The sequence below is a fragment of the Poriferisphaera corsica genome (assembly GCF_007747445.1).
GTDB lineage: Bacteria > Planctomycetota > Phycisphaerae > Phycisphaerales > Phycisphaeraceae > Poriferisphaera > Poriferisphaera corsica.
Map to the genome: position 1 here is coordinate 958,435 of NZ_CP036425.1, position 17,210 is coordinate 975,644.

The following is a 17,210-nucleotide window of genomic DNA, read 5'->3' on the forward strand; positions in this document are numbered from 1 at the left end:
AAGCAAAAGCTCCCTCAAGCCCACGACCGCCGGTCGTGGGGTGTTGTGCAAGAAAATCACAGTGACCCCAGGCCGCCTATACCTGCAATTCAAATATCCCCCCCCCCACACACACTGCGCCCACCACCATCTCATCACCCCTCATCTTTTAATTACTCCTTCGCTTCCCTTAATAAAACGATCTTTCCTCGCAAAAATTCCTATAATACAAACACCATTCGCCTGTTCACGGACATACGACACCTTCCGGAGTTTCATCATGCCCATCTATATCGCATACCTGCAAGACAATGAAAACTCACCCGAATACACCCGTAAAGTCAACGCACCAACCGTCGATATTGCCCGCCGCGCCCTCGAATCCGAAGGCTATATCGTCAACTCAATTGTCCTCGAAGAAGATGTACCTACATCCGAACAAGATTCACTCATCTCTCGCGAAGCACTCAGCTATGACTTCCTTCATTTCTTCGCTAAATGCCTTTCCATCCTCCCCGCCGCATGGTTCGTCTGGGTCTTCCTGAACTTCATGTACACCCTAGCCAGATCCGGCAGCCGCATCGGCTCTCGCCGTCTGTGGGATATCGACTGGATTCCCGTCCAGTATCAGTACAGCAGCAACTTCCACCAATTCGTCAATGCATGGCTCGACCTCGTCGCCTGCTTTATGATCCTCGTTTCCTGCATCGCCATCGCCTCCGTAATCAAAATCAAACTCCAACGTCTGACCGAAAAATAAATAAAAACTGCACACATCAATGATGTATGCAGTGCAGATTATTTATGTCTAATTGACGGTTAGATTAAACGTTTTCTTCCGAAAATTGCAAGACTGCCCAGCCCCAGCAGCATCAAACTCGCAGGCTCCGGTACCTCAACCAATTCCAATGAACTCATCAAGAAATACGCACTGCCTTCCGCATAGGTCGTGCCGTCACTGTAAAACGAAACCGTCGAATCATTCGTCAACGCATCGCGCTCAGTCACATTACTAAACAGTGGCAACAAAATCGCATTCGGAACATTCGGCCCCGGCGTACCCGCTGTAAACAAATTTTCATGATTCGGATCCCCTTCATCCGTCTGCACTTCAAGCTCAATATCCATCCCATCATACTGAATCATGTCAACATCCAAATGGTGCTGATTGTCAAACACCAGATCAGTCTTATTCCGATCCCACAACGTAACCTCAGCCTCCGCGCTATGCGTCAGTTGCGAGACCACCTCAACATTCCCATTGCTTGAAAACAACGTAAACGACTCAAATATCGCACCCGTATAAATCGTCAGCGATCCACCCTGATTTTCAATATTATCCTCAAACGTCAGCACATCCTGTACGTTAAAAATAATTTCTCCCCCGGTGATCGACATGAAATCGAAACCATCCGAATCATTTTTATCCGACAGAAAATCCGTCATCAATACCGCGCGATACCTCTCCGCATTCACTTCACCAATCAAACCAAATCCCAATGCGCACGCGCATACCCCAGCAACACAAGCTAGTTGTCTCATCTTTCTTTTCTCCTGAATTTCAGATCTGTCTAGCAATTATTTCTTGCAGCCTAATAACGTTGACTGCATGTCTCGTAGCACAAGCCTATCACGTCATTTTATCGATGCAATACACGAACACCCTCAGCCATCAATTATTCGTGCTATATATAAAATCATCATTCATGCATTTCCAACATTGAATCCGACATCACATAAATCCTACTTTTGTAAGCTTTTCTTAAACTTTCGTACCCGCGTCCTCGCCGAACCATACGGCCCGATCGTATTCACTTGAATCCATTTCACCATCGACCATTTTTCACCCGTCCATTTCCGCTGCCCAACCTCAAGCAATTCTATCTCATCAAGCGATTCGATCATCCTTCTAATCTTCGCATAGATATCCGCCCACTCACTTCGCAATCGTTTCAACGATTTACCCTTGTTTTCGCGATAAAACCGATCCGCCAGTCTACCTAGCTCATTCCACTTGTAACCCGCGCATGGCATCACAGCTTTTTGACCATCACGTTCCGCTGCCTCCCAGCCCAATAACAATCCGCCCCAGCCAATCTGATACGCCACGACCTCGCAGCAACTCACCATCTCCCCATCTTTGCTCTTCGAACTCGCGACCCCTTTTTTGTTTGCATCCCCCTCCAGCATACCCTCAAACTCATCGTCTAACAGACGATAAGCTTTCTCAAGTTGCGCTAACAATTCGACTTTAGTTTCAGCTAATGGCATATCAAAACCCTCAACACGTCAATCAACCAAATCGTGCTAACCTACGATTAGATACTCACGATACCCCATGATATGTAATAACACTTACATGCAAAAGCCGTGCCAAGAATCAGCGCCGTGCATTTGTGCGCAAATCATCGATACTGTTAAAAAATAACGGATCATAAACGCATCAAAACCGACAAAAACTAATCCGATTTTTCAAAAATCGCTTGTTTTTAAGCTAAAAACGTCCATTTTCTCATACAGGAAATCCCCCGAAAATCGCTTTCTGTGCGCAAGAACCCGCCGCGCCGCAGCACCCCCCCCCCTCCTTTCTTCCCCCTCTTCTCTCCCCCTTTCCCCCCTCCTCTCACACAAAAAACGAGCGGGCAAATCCAACCTCAATTTCATGCAGCACCTTTAGCGCGCAGGGTCAAGGGCGGATTTGGAAAAATGATCTGACGAACAGGGGGGGTTAGCGGCCGAACTGTTTGTATAGATCTTTGAGTGTGAGACGTAGTGTCGTCGGCCTGCCGTGCGGGCAATTGCTGGTACGCTCAAACTTATCCTTTTGCGCAAGTAGTTCAGCCAATTGATCTTCGGTCATGTTGTCGCCTGCTTTGATCGCGGCTTTACACGACATCATATCGAGGACTTCATGCAGCGCGTTTTCCTCTGCTGCCGGATCGTTGATCGAGATCGCACCTTCCAATGACTTATCAATCAACTCCCGCATAAACGGTACCGCTTCAACTTTGCGTGAATACAAAAACGATGGAAATGCTTGCAGTGCAACAACATGTGGGCCGATCGGTTCGACTTCAATCCCTAATCTCACCAACAGCGGCTTCAATTCTTCCAGTAATTCCTGCTCGTTCTGACTCGCCTCAATAATCTCCGGCATCAATAACCGTTGTGATTCCAAGCTTTTAGGGGCGCCAGAATTTGTCCCCAGCACGCGTGCCGTTAGTTTTTCAAACATGATCCGTTCATGAAGCGCATGCTGGTCGATGATCACGATACCCTGATCATCTTCTGTAACCACAAAACTGTTGTGGATTTGCAGGATTTTAACGGGTGTCAGATTCAAGCCCTGTGGTTCAGCCGCCAGAATAGGCGCCGCATCATTGGCTGCGGCCATCACCTCACCCGTCTCCGTGTCTACAACCTCTTGCTCGCTCACTGCTTGCGTGAACGTGTCGTTCAGCAGCGGCGCTTCCTTTGAGACCTCGGTTTGGATTGCGCGTTGCACTTCCTGATACGCAAATCCTTTTTGCTTCGGCGCCATCTTCTTGAAGTAGTCGACAAAGGCTTGTGTCGCCTCGGTTTCCGGCACCTTTTCCTGTTCGACAGGTCGGAACGCGGGAACCGCATCGTCGGAAAGCTTCGCCGTGGGCATCAGGTCATTGTCGAGCAGGCATTGCCGGATCGCGTTGCGTACTAAACCAAAATACTGCTTGGGTTTACGGAAACGCACCTCCGCTTTGGATGGGTGAACATTGACATCCACATCCTCAGCGGGCATTTCAATAAACACCGCTGCGACCGGCGTTTTTTCTGGCGGAATCAAGCCGCGATACGCTTCACGCACCGCATGGATCAGATTGCGATCTTTGATAACTCGCCCGTTGATACAGAGATACAAAAACTTGTTGGTAGCGCGGGCAATTTCCGGGAGTCCAGCCATACCCCAGAGCGTGGCGCCGCCATGCTCTGCGAGGTCTTCATGCGAAAATTCGAGCAGCCCGTTTTTGATATCTTTACCAACTAATGAAATCACGCGCTGTGCGCGCGTTTGGTTGGGGGGTAAGTCTGTAATTTTGCGGTCGTTATGCGTTAAGCGAAAGCCGATATTGTGGTTACACATCGCAATACGCGTGACGATCTCGTTGATCTGGGCGAATTCGGTTGAGGGTTGACGTAAAAATTTGCGTCGAGCGGGTGTGTTAAAAAAAAGGTCGCGCACATCGATGATCGTACCCGGCGCGCAAGCTGCGGGGTAGGGCGGGCTTAGACGTGAGCCTTCGACTTCGAGGACGGCTGCGGCCTCGGCAGCCTTGCCGTCACGCGTGGGGCGTGAGGTGATTTTGGTGCGTGAGACGGATGAGATTGAGGCAAGGGCCTCGCCGCGGAAGCCGAGTGTGCCGATAGCGGCAAGTTGATCGGGGGAATGGAGTTTGGAGGTGGCGTGCGGGGAGACGGCGAGCTCAAGTTCGTCTTCTGCGATTCCTAAACCATTGTCACTGATGCGGATAAGCTGATGCCCGCCCTGTTCGATGGCGATATCGATTTGGGTGGCTTGGGCATCGATGGAGTTTTCGACGCACTCTTTGACGATCGAGGCGGGGCGTTCGATGACTTCGCCGGCGGCGATCTGGTTGATGAGCAGTGTTGGCAGTTTACGGATCTTCATGTGGGATATGGTAAGGGGGGAAAGAGGGTTGTGCTAGTCGGGAAATATTGAGGAATTTGAGTTTGATTGCGGGCTGGAGATGCTGGCGTATACAGTGTTTTGATGTCGCGTAGTTTTTCAGATACATTCGAACACTAACTAATTGTTAGTTAGAAATGTTATGAGATGTATTGTTGATTCTTGTAGGCAGTATAAGGTACCTGCCACCTTTTCCTCCCCCCCCCACACACCACCTTTTCCCCCTGGCTACCTTTTCTTTCCTCGGTAGAACTAAATAAAAGGCGTGTCCCGCGCAACGATTTACTTACCTTGCTTCAAAACCCAATCGATATGCCCAGCCTTAATTTTCAGTCACTTCCTCAATTGTTAATGTCAATACTAATAACTCATGTTATGATGCGATTTACACATTGAACGAGTGCAGACCCTAATACTAATTCACACTGACAGGCAATATTAAAACTGCGCAATACCAACCTTCCCGGGAAAATACCATGTTCAAAACGCTTCAGTGCTATTTGGTTTGTATTTTGACTTTCGCTATGACCACTCATGCGTTCGCCGTCTACGAGGGATTTCGCAAGAATGGCAGATGGAAAAAAACTGCAACAGATGGAAACGTCGGCTCGGAACATGGCCGCTCAATCACACTGACTTGGGGATTCGTGAAAGACGGTACAGAAACTTATCGCAAAGGAAAACCCACTCGAACGAGCACATTCATAGCGGCGATGGATGCCAAACTCGGCTCAGGCGCCGGTGGGGATGACTTGACCAAACGTCCATGGTTTAAACTTTTTGATAATTCCTTTAAGCGTTGGAGCGAATTAACAGGAATCAATTTCGTCTATGTCCCCTACGACGATGGCGCCAGACATGGACAAGGCGGTCTTCCCGGCGAACTCGATAAGCGAGCGGATGTCCGTATTGCGGGCGCAAAAATGGGGCCTAAGGGCGGGGATGTTGCATATAGCTACCACGAAAATAACGGTGACATGTTCATCAATCACAACTGGACATCTCGCTGGAAGTTGTTTGACCCATCAAAACCCATAAGAAAAAATAACCCCGTTAATTTCAATAACACCATTCTGCATGAAAGCGGGCACGGCATAGGCTTAAGCCATATCTCCTCAAAAAGCACAGAACAATTAATGGAGATACGCGGAGAAAAGAATTTTTTTGGCCCACAACTCGATGAAATCCTCCTTGCACAAAGACTATATGGGGACAAATACGAGCAATTCGGCGGCAACGACACACTCGACACCGCACAGAAAATCGGAACCCTCACTGGCCGCGCTACATGGTCCATTGGTAGAGATGCGCTTCGCAGTCCCCGTCGATTTATTTCACCAAACGAATCTGACTTCGTATCAATAGATGACGAATCAGATACCGATGTATATCAATTCAACATCACATCCAGCTCAACAATCAGCATTACGCTAACACCTGCCGGCTACGAATATAGCCGACGCGTTGGCGGCGGCGGCAAAAAACCTGAATCCAGGGTAGATATGCGAAAATTTTCCGATCTCGGTTTCAAAATCATCGATGCTGATGGCTACGTCCTCAAAACCATCAATGACAACGGTGAAGGACGCAATGAATCAATCCGCAACTTCCCCCTCAACACAACTGGCCCCTACTACATAAGCGTCTTCGGTCTTTCCGACGACGCACAATTTTATTCACTACGTCTCAAAGTCACAGCAGTTCCCGAACCTGCTCATTTAACTCAATCGCCTTCCCTTAGTTCGCAGTGACCCGCGGGAAACCAAAAACAGCATAATCTTACCTAGCACCTTTATTCGGTTTCTGCGGTGATTGTTGTGATTTCTGCGTAGCGGCAGTAGTGGGCGTCGTACTCAGAGACCAATGCGCGGAACTGATAGGATTTATTGCGTTTGATGATTGGGGTTGAGAATGATTGTTCGGCGACAGGTCTTTGATTGGTTAAGTTGAGGTTTGGTTTTGCGCGGTATAGGTTGACTGTGCCTTGGAATTTGAGCGGTTCTTCCGACTGGTTTTTGATGGCGAAGGTGAGGACAATTTGATTCTGTTTGAAGGATTCAAAGAACTCGGTGTTCGTCAATTTTCGCCTGCATGTTTTAGCGCGTTTGTAGCGGCGCAGGCTGGCGTTAAATTTCTTGCGTAGGCCGAACTCGTCGAGATCTTTGAAGACAAGTTTATTGAGCGAATAGCTGTAGGTGTATTGAGGGTCTTGAATTTGATTAGTTGAAGAAATGGTTGTGGTTGAGGATGTGTTTGTACTTGTTACTGCAACGGACTGAATTTGCTTGATTTCAGTTTCGATGTTTGAGAGCGAGCTATTGATGGTGTTTGATTGATTGCGGAGTATGCGTGATTGAGATTCGATTTGTGAGAGGGTTTGTTTGAGTTGTTCAAATGTGTGTGGCTGAGCATCTTGGGCGTGGAGTAGGGTGAACTGGAGGGTAAGAGTGGAGGCGATGATTAGGCTGATTGATGACTTTCGCATGATATTGTTCCGGAAGGTTTGCGAATCGAAGGCATAAAGTACCGCATGCGATTACTTTGAGGAGATCATAAAGGCGGATGCGTTTGTTGCGATGAGGTAGTTTTCTTTTGAGCCGACGTTGTTGAGGAACTTGGTTGCGGTGTACGCGCGGCGAGGTTGGATGTAATCGGTTGAGATGCTGAAATTGTCGAGGAAGTCGGTGTTGCTGTTGTCGGCTGAGGGTTTTAGTTTTTGGTTGGTGAGACCGACGTCGAGATTGTATCGTTGCGGCTTTTTACTCATGTTTCTGATGGTGATTTGGGCGGCGATATAGTTATCAAGTATGTCTTTGTGGCTGTGTACGACGCCGCCGGCTTGCAACTGGGTATCGAGTTTTTGGATTTCCTTGCTGGTGAGTTTGCGGAAGGTGTAACGCAGGGCATAGTTTGCGTTGGCGGGTATCTCGTTGGGCTGGACTTGCCGATTGAGTTTGTTTTCTAATGCGGCGGCTTTTTCGGTGAGTAGGTCATATTCTGCTTTGAGTTTGTCGTAGTTTTGCTGAAGAGTTTGGATTTGATCGAGCAGTTCTTCGAGTTGCTCGGGGGAGATGGATGAGGTCGGCTCTCCATGGGTAGTAGATTCGAGATCTAACTCGACATCAGTGGAGCTGCTTGAAGAGGAAGGGGGTGTGTCGGATTGAGCGAGGAGGCAAGGGGACGCGAGGCATAGCGTGAGCAATACGATGAAGTGATATATTGGTTTATTTGCGTAATACATGCACACTCCGGAAGCTGAGGTGAAGGTTGTGAGACCATTTTAATGGAAATGAGTTGAGATTTGAAGGGCAGGTGTCGGCGAGCGTGAGCGATGGTGTTGGAGGTGGTAGAATGGGGCGATGGTACAGAAATTGAGTGATATTAAGGGGATGTTGAGTGTGCGCGGGCTGCATCCGAAGAAGAAGTTCGGGCAGAATTTTTTGCATGACCATAATCACATGAAGCGAATCATGGCGGCGGCGGAGATTGGGGAAGGGGATGTGGTGCTGGAGGTTGGGCCGGGGACGGGGGCGCTGACGGAGTGGCTGTTGGAGGCGGGGGCTGAGGTGGTGATGGTGGAGATTGATCGGGATATGGAGGATATTCTGCTGGAGCAGTTGGCGGCATGGGAAGGGAAATGGCAATTGTATGTGGGGAGTGCGTTGAAATCTAAGCATGAGATAGCGGATGAGGTGGGGGAATTGCTGGGTGGTCGTGAGTTCAAGATGATTGCAAACTTGCCGTATAACGTGGCGAGCCCGCTGCTGGCGAATTTGGCGGTGGGGTATGAGCAGATGAAGGGTGCGGTGGTGATGATTCAGAAAGAGGTGGCGGATCGTTTGACGGCGGAGCCTGGGGGGAAGACGTACGGGGCTTTGGGGATTGTGGTGCAGGCGATGTGTGAGGTTGAGGAGGTGAGTTTTTTGAGTGGCGGTTGTTTCTGGCCTCCGCCGCGGGTTGGGAGCAGTGTCGTGAGTTTGAAAAGGCGTGCGGAACCGCTGACCGCGGATGCTGGGCGGTTTAGTGCGTTTTTGCAGAAGGTGTTCAGCAAGAGGCGGAAGCAGTTGGGGGGCGTGTTGAGTCGAGATTTTGATGGTTGGCCGGAGGGGGTGAGTGGGGAGATGCGATGTGGGGAATTGAGTGTGGCGCAATTGGAGGCGTTGTCAGTGGCATGGACGCGGTTTGAGGCGGAAAATGGGGCTGATGATGGGGCGATTGGGTAGGGAGGAATGAGGGGAGAAGTGGAGCGGATTGAGGGAATATAAGGGGAGGGGTGGGTGTTGTGTTGGTGCGTAACTAGAATGACAGTAGTGTGAGTGGGGCGAAATAGTAGGAGACGCGTAGCGATGCGGATACTTGTGGCGATACCTGTGTATAACGAAGAACAATATGTGACGGGTGTTTTAGCGGAGGTGGGGAAGTATACGAAAGATATTTTGGTGGTCGATGATGGATCGACGGATGAGACGCCGAGCTTGTTGGCGAGGCAGCCGGTGGATGTGGTGCGGCATAAGCGGAACCGTGGGTATGGTCGGAGTATTCGCGATGCGATTCGCTGGGCGAGTTGTTATGGGTATGACTGGTTGATCACGATGGATTGTGATGAGCAGCATGAGCCTCGGAGTTTGCCTGACTTTTTTGAGGCGATCGAGAAGGCGGGGAAAGAAGATGGGCATGGTGCAGACATTATTTCGGGGAGCCGATATTTGCATTGTGAGGCTTGCGGTGGTGGAGAGCTTGTGCCGGAGGATCGGAGGGAGATCAATAAGACGGTGACGGGTTGGGTGAAGGAAACATTGGGGTATGAGATTACGGATTCCTTTTGTGGGTTCAAGGCTTGCAGGGTGAGTGGATTGCGGAAGATGCAATTGGATCGGGATGGGTATGCGATCCCGTTACAGTTTTGGGTGCAGGCGAAGTCGCATGGCTTGAAGGTGGATGAGGTGCCGATTCGGCTGATTTATAATGATCCGAATCGAAGCTTTGGTGAGAAGCTGGACGATCCGGCGCACCGGATTGCGCTGTACCGTGAGGTTTGGGAAAATGAACTGTCTCGTACTGCGAACATGCGCGAGAACTGTATGCCAGCAGATTGCGTTGAAGAAAAAGTTGAGGCAGACGCGAGTCAGGCTTGATGTAAAAGATGAGTGTCTAATCAAGGGTTAGGCTGATGAAGATTGTGATCGAGCCACAGATGTGTGAGTGGGAAGGGATGGTGGAGTCGGCTGTGGGTGCGCGTGATGGTGAAGAGGGGGAGAAGCTAGGGGGAGATGAGCAGGGGGGGGATGATGATGGGTTGGTTGCTTGTATCAACGCGAATGCGGATCGATTAGGGACAGGACGGGTCAGTTGTGATGATCGTTTAGTGGTGACGGGGCATCAGGCGTGGTTCTGGCATCCGGGGATATTAGCGAAGGATATAGCAGGGGCGGTATGGGCTGAGAAAACGGGGCGGAAATTGGTGCATTTGGTGGTGGATCATGATGTCAATGCAGCGCTTAGATTGCAGGTGCCTGTTGAGAAAGATGGGCGGCTGTACGTGCAGACTGTGCGATTAGGGAAGGAGATGGTGGGTGTGAGTACGGGGTGGCAGGGTGTGGTGGATGTAGACGAGGTACTTGAGAAGGTGGGGGAGCTGGATGAGCCGTTGCGTGGGGTGATGCGCGGCGCTTGGGAGCGGGTTCAGGCTGCGGATTGCAGGACATTAGCAGAGCAGGTGGGAGTTGCGCAGGTGGCGATGATGGAGCCGTATGTGGGGGGGGCGGGAGAAATGGGACTGCTTTTTACGAGTGATTTTGCGGAGATGAAGGGGTTTGATGGATTGGTTGAGATGATGGTGGGTGATGCGGCGCGGTGCGTTCGGATCTATAACGAAGAGGTAAGGAGGCGGCCTGAGGCGGGGGTTGGTGAGTTGGTTGTGACGCGTGAGTTTGTGGAGTTACCGCTGTGGGGGATTAAAGGGGAGAAGGGCGCAGGTGCGGGGCGTCGGATGCGGGTGTTTGCGGATGTTGGGGATTCGCGTGAGGTGGTTTTGGTAGATGAATGGGGGGAGGTATTGGGTGATGATGTGGTGATGATGCCGAAGGCGCTGATGATGACGTGGGCGCTGCGGAGCGGCGAACTCGGGCGATGCGATCTTTTTATTCATGGGACAGGTGGCGGTATCTATGATGGAATTATGGAATCGTGGTGGCTACGATGGTGCGGGAAGCGGCTGGCGCCGATGGCGGTGGTAACGGCAGATTTATATTTGGATTTTGATGTGCCTAACAGTGGATTAGATGAATTAGAGGCGGCGGTGTGGTGGGCGCATCATGTGGTGCATAATGTGGAGCGCGTGGATGGTGCGGTGAATGATGGGGATGGTGTTTTGGTTGAGGAAAAACGCGAGTTGCTGGGGCATATGGATGATGATCGTGATCGGCGAAGGCGGCGGGCTGCGTTTAAGCGGATTCATACGATTAATGATGAGTTGGTCAAGCGGCATGGTGAGGTGATTGAGGCGGCGGAGACACGATTGGCAGCAGCGAAGGCTGGGGTGAAAAATCGAGCGATTGCTGGGCGGAGGGATTGGTGTTTTGGGCTGTATGATCGGTGTGAGCTGAAACGGTTGCGTGAGATGATTGCGGGGGCATGTCATGCTGAAAAAGAGGGGGATTTGAGGGGTGATTGCGAGAAAGTTGTGGGGTCGCGGGACGAGAGCTTGTAGAATGCGGGAGTTGCAGGGTGGGGAGGCGAAATCTCAATAATGAAGGATATGATGATGCGGATGAAGCTAGGCCGATGGTTTGTAGGTTTAATGTGCGTGTTAATGGTGGGCGCGGTGAGTGGGGTGGTTAGGGCGCAGAATGTGCGGCCTAATGAGATGGGAGATGTGCAGGAGGAGCAATGGTACGTATTGATGTTAGGCGGACAACGGGCGGGTTGGACGCAGGCGAGGCGGGGTGAGGATGATGGTTTGGTACGTTCGGATGTGAAGATGAATTTAAAGATCAAGCGGGGGGCAATTGAGCTTGAGATTGACATGTTGCAGGTGAGTTGGGAGACGAGTGGGGGCGAGCCACGACGGGCTTATAGTGAAATGAATATGGGTGGTGGGAGTGGTTTGAAGGCGGCCTATAAGATGGGTGAGGATGGCGTGATTCAGACGACATGGCAGTTGGGTAAGCCGGTAGAGAAGGCGTTTCCTGAGTTGCCGACGGACGTGCTGGGGTTGGCTGCATCAGAGAAAGTGATTGCTGAGAAGTTGAAAGCGGGTGAGGATGAATTTTCGATCAAGACGGCAGATTTATCGTTGGGTGTGACGGTTGTTGAAGCGAAATTCAAGAAGGTTGGAGAGAAGGTGATTGAGGTTTATGGGAAGAAGGCGCCTGCGATTGAGTGGGAGGTGAAGCTGTCGAACTTGCCGAGCATAACGGCAAAGCAGTATACGGATGAGCGGGGCAGGGTGCTTCGGATGATGGTGCCGATGGGTGGTGGATTGGATGTGGAGATGGTGGCGGCGGATAAGGCAACGGCGATGATGGATCTCGAAGCACCGGAAGTGATGGCGGAAACATTGATTAAACCGATGGCTGGGAGTGTGAAGGGAGATATCCGAAGCTCACGCCAGGCTGTTTACGAGTTGAGTTTTAAGCGAGGCAAGGATGTTGATTTGAAGATGCCGCGTACGGGAACACAGAAGGTGATCTGGGGGAGTAGCAAGAAAGCGCGCGTGGTGGTCAATCTGGATGAGGCGAATAATCCGGAGGCGGATCTGCCGGCTGAGGATGATTTGGCTTCGACGCAGATGCTGAGGTGGGATGATGAGGTTGTGCAGTCGCTGATTAGACGTGCGTTAGGCGATGATATGGGGCAGGGGATGAGTGATCGTGAGAAAGCGAGCAAGCTTCGCCGCTTTGTGAATGCGTACATTGATGAAAAATCGTTGGCGGTCGGGATGGCGACTGCGGCTGAGGTGGCGCGAACGAAAGAGGGAGACTGCACGGAGCATGCGGCTTTGTTGGCGGCAATGTTGCGGGGTGCGGCGATTCCGAGTCGTGTGGTCAATGGGTTGATGTTTGTCGATGAGTTTATGGGGTATGAACGCGTGCTTGGATATCACGCATGGACGATGGCGTGGATTGAAGAAGAAGATGGTGGACGATGGGTTGATTTTGATGCGGTGCTAAGCGGGAATGAAGATTATGATGCGGGTCATATTGCAATGACGGTGAGTTCGATGCGCGATGATCAGATGCAGAATGATTTGGTGGGGCTGGTGCCGATGATGGGGAATGTGAAGGTTAAGGTTGTGCGGCTGCGTTAATCGCTTTGGTTTTAAAATTTAGGATTTAAAAACGCTGACGAGAGTTAGCGTTTTTTTTTGCATTGATCGGTCATTAAAAAAGGATGGTTGGCCGGTCATGATGCTTTTGCTTGGCATCATGACGCAGCGCCCATCCATTCGCCCGCCATCCCGTCCCCCCCTCCTTTATCCCTCTCCCCGATTATCCCCTATCCCGTCCCTCCCCGTATGTAATCCCGCCCCATTAGTCCCTCCCCTTGGTTATCCCCCCTTGTTTTGACCTCACTGATTGATGATGAGATCGTGGCAAACTCTGGTTCGCCTATCCATCCGTATCAAATGATGCGCGATATGTGCATGTGCGGGATTAGCGACATGACAGTGAACGGATGTCTTCCCCCCCCCCCTTCTATTTAAAGAGCGTTTTGTGTGAATGGTGCTGCTTGTAATGACATGCAGTTGATTGCGGTGCAGGTCTCAGCGGCTGATAATCACGCGAACGGCTCTATCCTCCCCCCTTTGCCCTCAAGTTAGGTTATATCGAATTGAAGTTTGTGATTTATGGGTAAACGTGCTGCCAAATGGCGTGTGTATTCGATATGCTGAATATTATGGCAACAGTGGGTGTCATCTGTTTGGCACCCGTGTATTGTTTGTTGAAAAAAAGATAAAAAAGTAGGCCTATGAATCTCGCGAACATCATCAAAAGAATTCGCACCGGTGAGCTAACCGAACAAGCAGGATTAGATGCGATAGAAAAATTGCAACAGGAGCATGCTTCAGAGCAATATCACGCCGAGCAGTTGCATGCGGGGCATGGTGTTTCGGATGTGATGGTGGATCATGATCGTAAACGCCGGTGTGGTGCTGCCGAGGTGATTTATGCTGCGGGTAAGACGGCTGATCAGGTGGTTCGGATTGCCAAGGCTATCTATGTGCGGGGTGATGTTGTGCTGATGACACGTGCAAATGATGAGCAGATTACAGCGGTGTGTGATGCGTTTAAAGGTGAGCCGATTGAGGTGGCAGATTCGTGCGGCGCGGTGATGATTGGTAGCCCCGGTGGTATGGAGGATGCAGAAGATTCAAACAGGGGGGGGATGGTGGTGCCGATTGTGACAGCGGGAACGAGCGATTTGCCGGTTGCAGAGGAGGCGGCAATGACGGTGAAGGCGATGGGATGTGAGGCGAGGATGGTTTGTGATGTGGGTGTGGCTGGGTTGCATCGGTTGATGGGACGTATGGATGAGTTGGGTGGTGATGATGTGCGTGTTTTGATTGTTGTGGCGGGGATGGAAGGCGCGTTGCCGAGTGTTGTGGGGGGGTTGGTGGATGTGCCGGTGATCGCTGTGCCGACGAGTGTGGGGTATGGTGCGAGCTTTGGGGGTGTGGCCGCCTTGCTTGGGATGTTAAATAGCTGTGCATCGGGCGTGGTGGTGGTTAATATTGATAACGGATTTGGTGCTGGATATACGGCTTCAATGATCGTGAAGCAGAACCGTGTTTCAGCTAATGACTAACCGTCGAATAGGTGATGAGATGTTATGGATAAGCAAACCATGAAGCAAATAACGAAGCTACCATCTCTACCGCCTCGGCCAAAAGATGGGCATAAGGGGGTATTTGGCACGGTGATCGTAATCGGTGGTTGTGAAACAATGATTGGTGCGCCAGCTTTAAGTGCGGGAGCTGCATTGCGTAGCGGCGCGGGGTTGGTGAAAATTGCGAGTGATTTGAGGTTACTTCATCATATACTCGTGGTTGAGCCGAGTGCTACGGGGATCGCTTTTGGTGGTGATATTGAACGTAAGCTCAAAGCTTTGGATGATGCTGATTCGAATGGTGGAGCTGTACTTGCTATTGGGCCAGGTATTGGCCAGAGCGCTTCAGTGCGTGAGATTGTGCAGCGGATGATTAGAGATGGGCGCGATGTGGTCTTGGATGCTGATGGACTCAATGCGCTTGCTGGATTAGGGGAAGCAGGTGTAAAGGATCGAGAACAAGGTGAGGGGGCCGGCTTGGTGATGACGCCACATCCGGGTGAATATGCACGGTTGGCAGATGGTCTGAGGATTAAGTGGAGCGGTGTTGATTCAGATCAACGAGTTCAAGGAGCGGGCGAGCTTGCAAGGCGATACCGAGCAGTGGTGGTGTTGAAGGGGCACGAAACGGTTGTCAGCAATGGCACACAGTACTACATCAATAAGACCGGCAATGTGTCGATGTCGACCGCGGGGAGCGGCGATGTGCTGACAGGTGTCATTGCCAGCCTGCGGGCTCAGGGTGTGAGCTTGTTTGATGCTGCGGTGTTGGGTGTGCATCTTCATGGTCAGGCCGGCGACATCTGGGCAGACAAAAACGGCTTTGCTGGGCTTAAAGCGATGGATTTAGTTGAGTTACTCCCGTTAACGATGCAATTAAACAAACGAGAGCGGCTGTGAATGTTGAAAACTCAGCCTTGAGATAGGTGTTGATGCTGGCAGTGTGGGCTTTGAAATATTGCGTGTAATTGAATAAATAACAATAGGTTATAATTTTGTTCTGTATGGTGGTTTCACGGCTCCTTACGATCTGTCAGGTATGTCATGTGGGAAAAAGGAACTTGAACTCTGGAAAGAGTGGTTAGATTTGCTTGAGTTTTGGTTTGCCCTATAATTGCTCGCCCAAGCCAATTGGACGGCCCCTTCGTCTAGTCAGGTCTAGGACACCAGGTTTTCATCCTGGCGACACGGGTTCGAATCCCGTAGGGGTCATTTCCGAAAGAGCCGCTTTGCTACCAAGCAAGGCGGTTTTTTTATTTCAATACAAATCTAATATCTGATCGAAGTTGCCATTTCCTATGAAAAATCAATTTATGTTTTGGCTATCCATTAGTTCTTAATACGTATTTTGATTGGTGTTTTACCAAATCAATCTCAAATTAGTTTGCTTCGATCGGTTTTATCTTTTATCTATTCTCATCACCGTGTATGAGTATTGGGAATTTATGTATGCGCTTTTGTGCGAATTAATCTAATACATGATTAGTTTATATGTTTTATGCATACCTTGTCTTGTCTGTTTGATTCGATTCGTAATTATGATTTGAGTGTTTTTGTGAAATATGCTGCAAAACATGTGATTTTGGGAGGTTAGCTTGTTATGTGTAAGCATGGATTTGACGTGACACAACAGTAAGCCATTTGTATGATAAATTTATCCGGGATGTGAGGTCGCAATGAATAACATGTGGGGCATCCATCATGCAAATCAGTAAGGTCCATCGTGTCATCAAACTCATTGTCGTTTTGCAAGGGGGGCGAGCGAAAACTGTTGAAGAACTCATGAATGAGTTAGGTGTCAGTAGGCGAACACTTTTTCGTGATTTAAACATGCTCGAAGCTGCAGGTGTGCCGTATTACCATGAGAAAGGTGTGGGCTATCGACTGGGCAAAGAGTTCTTCATGCCACCGATCAGTCTAACCGCAGCCGAGACATTGGGGCTCATGATATTAGGTAAATCTGCGGCTGCGCAGCGTGATAAACCCATGTTCGCCTCCGCGCTTTCGGGAATTTACAAATTGATCAGTTCAATGCCAGAACCCATGCGGTCTGCTTGTGGTGAGATGATGAGTGGCGTTTCGATTGATGTGGGTGCACATGGCTACGGTGAGAGTGAGATCGAGCATTACGCTATTTTGCATCGCTGTGTTGATGAGGGGCGTGTTTGCAGATTGCATTACAAAAGCCCTGTTGAGAAAAGAGGATTTTGGACGACAGTTCATCCGTATGTGCTTCATTATGCTGCTCGTGCGTGGTATCTCTTCGCATGGACTGAGAAGCACCAGGAGGTGCGCGTACTCAAGTTAGCACGCATTAGTGATATCGAAGTGCTTGATGAGCGTTTTGAAAGACCATCAGATTTTGCGGTTGGTAATGTGCTTGATGGCGCGTGGGCGCTCAATCCCGAAGGCCGTGTTTATGATGTGGAGCTCGAATTTAAGCCGCTCGTCGCGACCAACATTGCAGAGACATGCTGGCATCCCACACAGCACATCAAAATGCGGCCCGATGGCAGTTGCGTGGCGCGTTTTCATGTCAACGGTCTGAACGAGATCGCATGGTGGATCTGTGGCTATGCTGATCAGGTGATCGTCCGAAAACCCGACCAACTCCGGGAAATCGTTTTGGAGCGAATGAAGCGGGCAGTCGATAACTTTAGCAGCGAAGTTGCACTGACGTAGCTCAATCGAATCATCTCGTGGCCCCACTCGGGTTGTG

The 17,210-nt window shown here is 50.2% G+C and carries 14 protein-coding genes and 1 tRNA gene; 10 read left to right on the forward strand and 5 right to left on the reverse strand.

The genetic code is table 11. The features are described 5' to 3' along the window. The first annotated feature begins 259 nt into the window (after window positions 1-259). Complete coding sequence (locus KS4_RS03820) at window positions 260-739, forward strand: hypothetical protein (RefSeq protein ID WP_145074870.1); 480 nt, start codon at window positions 260-262, stop codon at window positions 737-739. Between the two features lie 59 nt (window positions 740-798). On the opposite strand, the gene KS4_RS03825 is transcribed toward KS4_RS03820, so the two are convergent. The 3 genes from KS4_RS03825 to mutL form a co-directional block, all read right to left on the reverse strand. Beyond that, window positions 799-1,521, reverse strand: a complete 723-nt coding sequence (locus KS4_RS03825) for a PEP-CTERM sorting domain-containing protein (protein ID WP_145074873.1) — start codon at window positions 1,519-1,521, stop codon at window positions 799-801. Between the two features lie 201 nt (window positions 1,522-1,722). Next, on the reverse strand, window positions 1,723-2,250 hold the full coding sequence (locus tag KS4_RS03830) for a ClbS/DfsB family four-helix bundle protein (protein ID WP_145074875.1): 528 nt from the start codon (window positions 2,248-2,250) through the stop codon (window positions 1,723-1,725). 457 nt (window positions 2,251-2,707) lie between these two features. Beyond that, entirely contained in the window at window positions 2,708-4,645 is a 1,938-nt protein-coding gene (gene mutL, locus KS4_RS03835; RefSeq protein WP_145074877.1) for a DNA mismatch repair endonuclease MutL, read from the reverse strand. Window positions 4,646-5,139: 494 nt separating this feature from the next. Here mutL and KS4_RS03840 point away from each other — a divergent pair, with 494 nt between their 5' ends. Beyond that, window positions 5,140-6,414 (forward strand): pre-peptidase C-terminal domain-containing protein, encoded by a 1,275-nt coding sequence (locus KS4_RS03840; protein ID WP_145074880.1) that lies wholly within the window; start codon window positions 5,140-5,142, stop codon window positions 6,412-6,414. Window positions 6,415-6,455: 41 nt separating this feature from the next. Here the strand turns inward: KS4_RS03840 and KS4_RS03845 are convergent, their stop codons facing one another. Continuing rightward, the gene (locus KS4_RS03845) at window positions 6,456-7,148 is read right to left on the reverse strand and encodes a hypothetical protein (RefSeq protein WP_145074883.1); all 693 of its coding nucleotides are present in this window, start codon (window positions 7,146-7,148) and stop codon (window positions 6,456-6,458) included. Between the two features lie 51 nt (window positions 7,149-7,199). Beyond that, on the reverse strand, window positions 7,200-7,904 hold the full coding sequence (locus KS4_RS03850; RefSeq protein WP_145074886.1) for a cell division protein ZapB: 705 nt from the start codon (window positions 7,902-7,904) through the stop codon (window positions 7,200-7,202). A gap of 118 nt (window positions 7,905-8,022) precedes the next feature. Between KS4_RS03850 and rsmA the strand changes: the two genes are divergently transcribed. The 8 genes from rsmA (at window position 8,023) to KS4_RS03890 (ending at window position 17,173) form a co-directional block, all read left to right on the forward strand. Beyond that, the gene (gene rsmA / locus KS4_RS03855; protein WP_145074889.1) at window positions 8,023-8,886 is read left to right on the forward strand and encodes a 16S rRNA (adenine(1518)-N(6)/adenine(1519)-N(6))-dimethyltransferase RsmA; all 864 of its coding nucleotides are present in this window, start codon (window positions 8,023-8,025) and stop codon (window positions 8,884-8,886) included. A gap of 123 nt (window positions 8,887-9,009) precedes the next feature. Continuing rightward, window positions 9,010-9,798, forward strand: a complete 789-nt coding sequence (locus tag KS4_RS03860) for a glycosyltransferase family 2 protein (protein ID WP_145074892.1) — start codon at window positions 9,010-9,012, stop codon at window positions 9,796-9,798. A 35-nt stretch (window positions 9,799-9,833) separates the two neighbouring features. Beyond that, window positions 9,834-11,372, forward strand: a complete 1,539-nt coding sequence (locus tag KS4_RS03865) for a hypothetical protein (protein WP_145074895.1) — start codon at window positions 9,834-9,836, stop codon at window positions 11,370-11,372. A 54-nt stretch (window positions 11,373-11,426) separates the two neighbouring features. After that, the gene (locus tag KS4_RS03870; RefSeq protein WP_200761543.1) at window positions 11,427-12,971 is read left to right on the forward strand and encodes a transglutaminase-like domain-containing protein; all 1,545 of its coding nucleotides are present in this window, start codon (window positions 11,427-11,429) and stop codon (window positions 12,969-12,971) included. Between the two features lie 662 nt (window positions 12,972-13,633). Next, on the forward strand, window positions 13,634-14,470 hold the full coding sequence (gene larB, locus KS4_RS03875) for a nickel pincer cofactor biosynthesis protein LarB (protein ID WP_145074901.1): 837 nt from the start codon (window positions 13,634-13,636) through the stop codon (window positions 14,468-14,470). 24 nt (window positions 14,471-14,494) lie between these two features. Further along, entirely contained in the window at window positions 14,495-15,391 is an 897-nt protein-coding gene (locus KS4_RS03880; RefSeq protein WP_145074904.1) for an NAD(P)H-hydrate dehydratase, read from the forward strand. A gap of 237 nt (window positions 15,392-15,628) precedes the next feature. Next, a tRNA-Glu gene (locus KS4_RS03885) sits at window positions 15,629-15,703 on the forward strand. Window positions 15,704-16,192: 489 nt separating this feature from the next. Beyond that, entirely contained in the window at window positions 16,193-17,173 is a 981-nt protein-coding gene (locus KS4_RS03890; RefSeq protein ID WP_145074907.1) for a helix-turn-helix transcriptional regulator, read from the forward strand. Window positions 17,174-17,210: the final 37 nt, after the last annotated feature.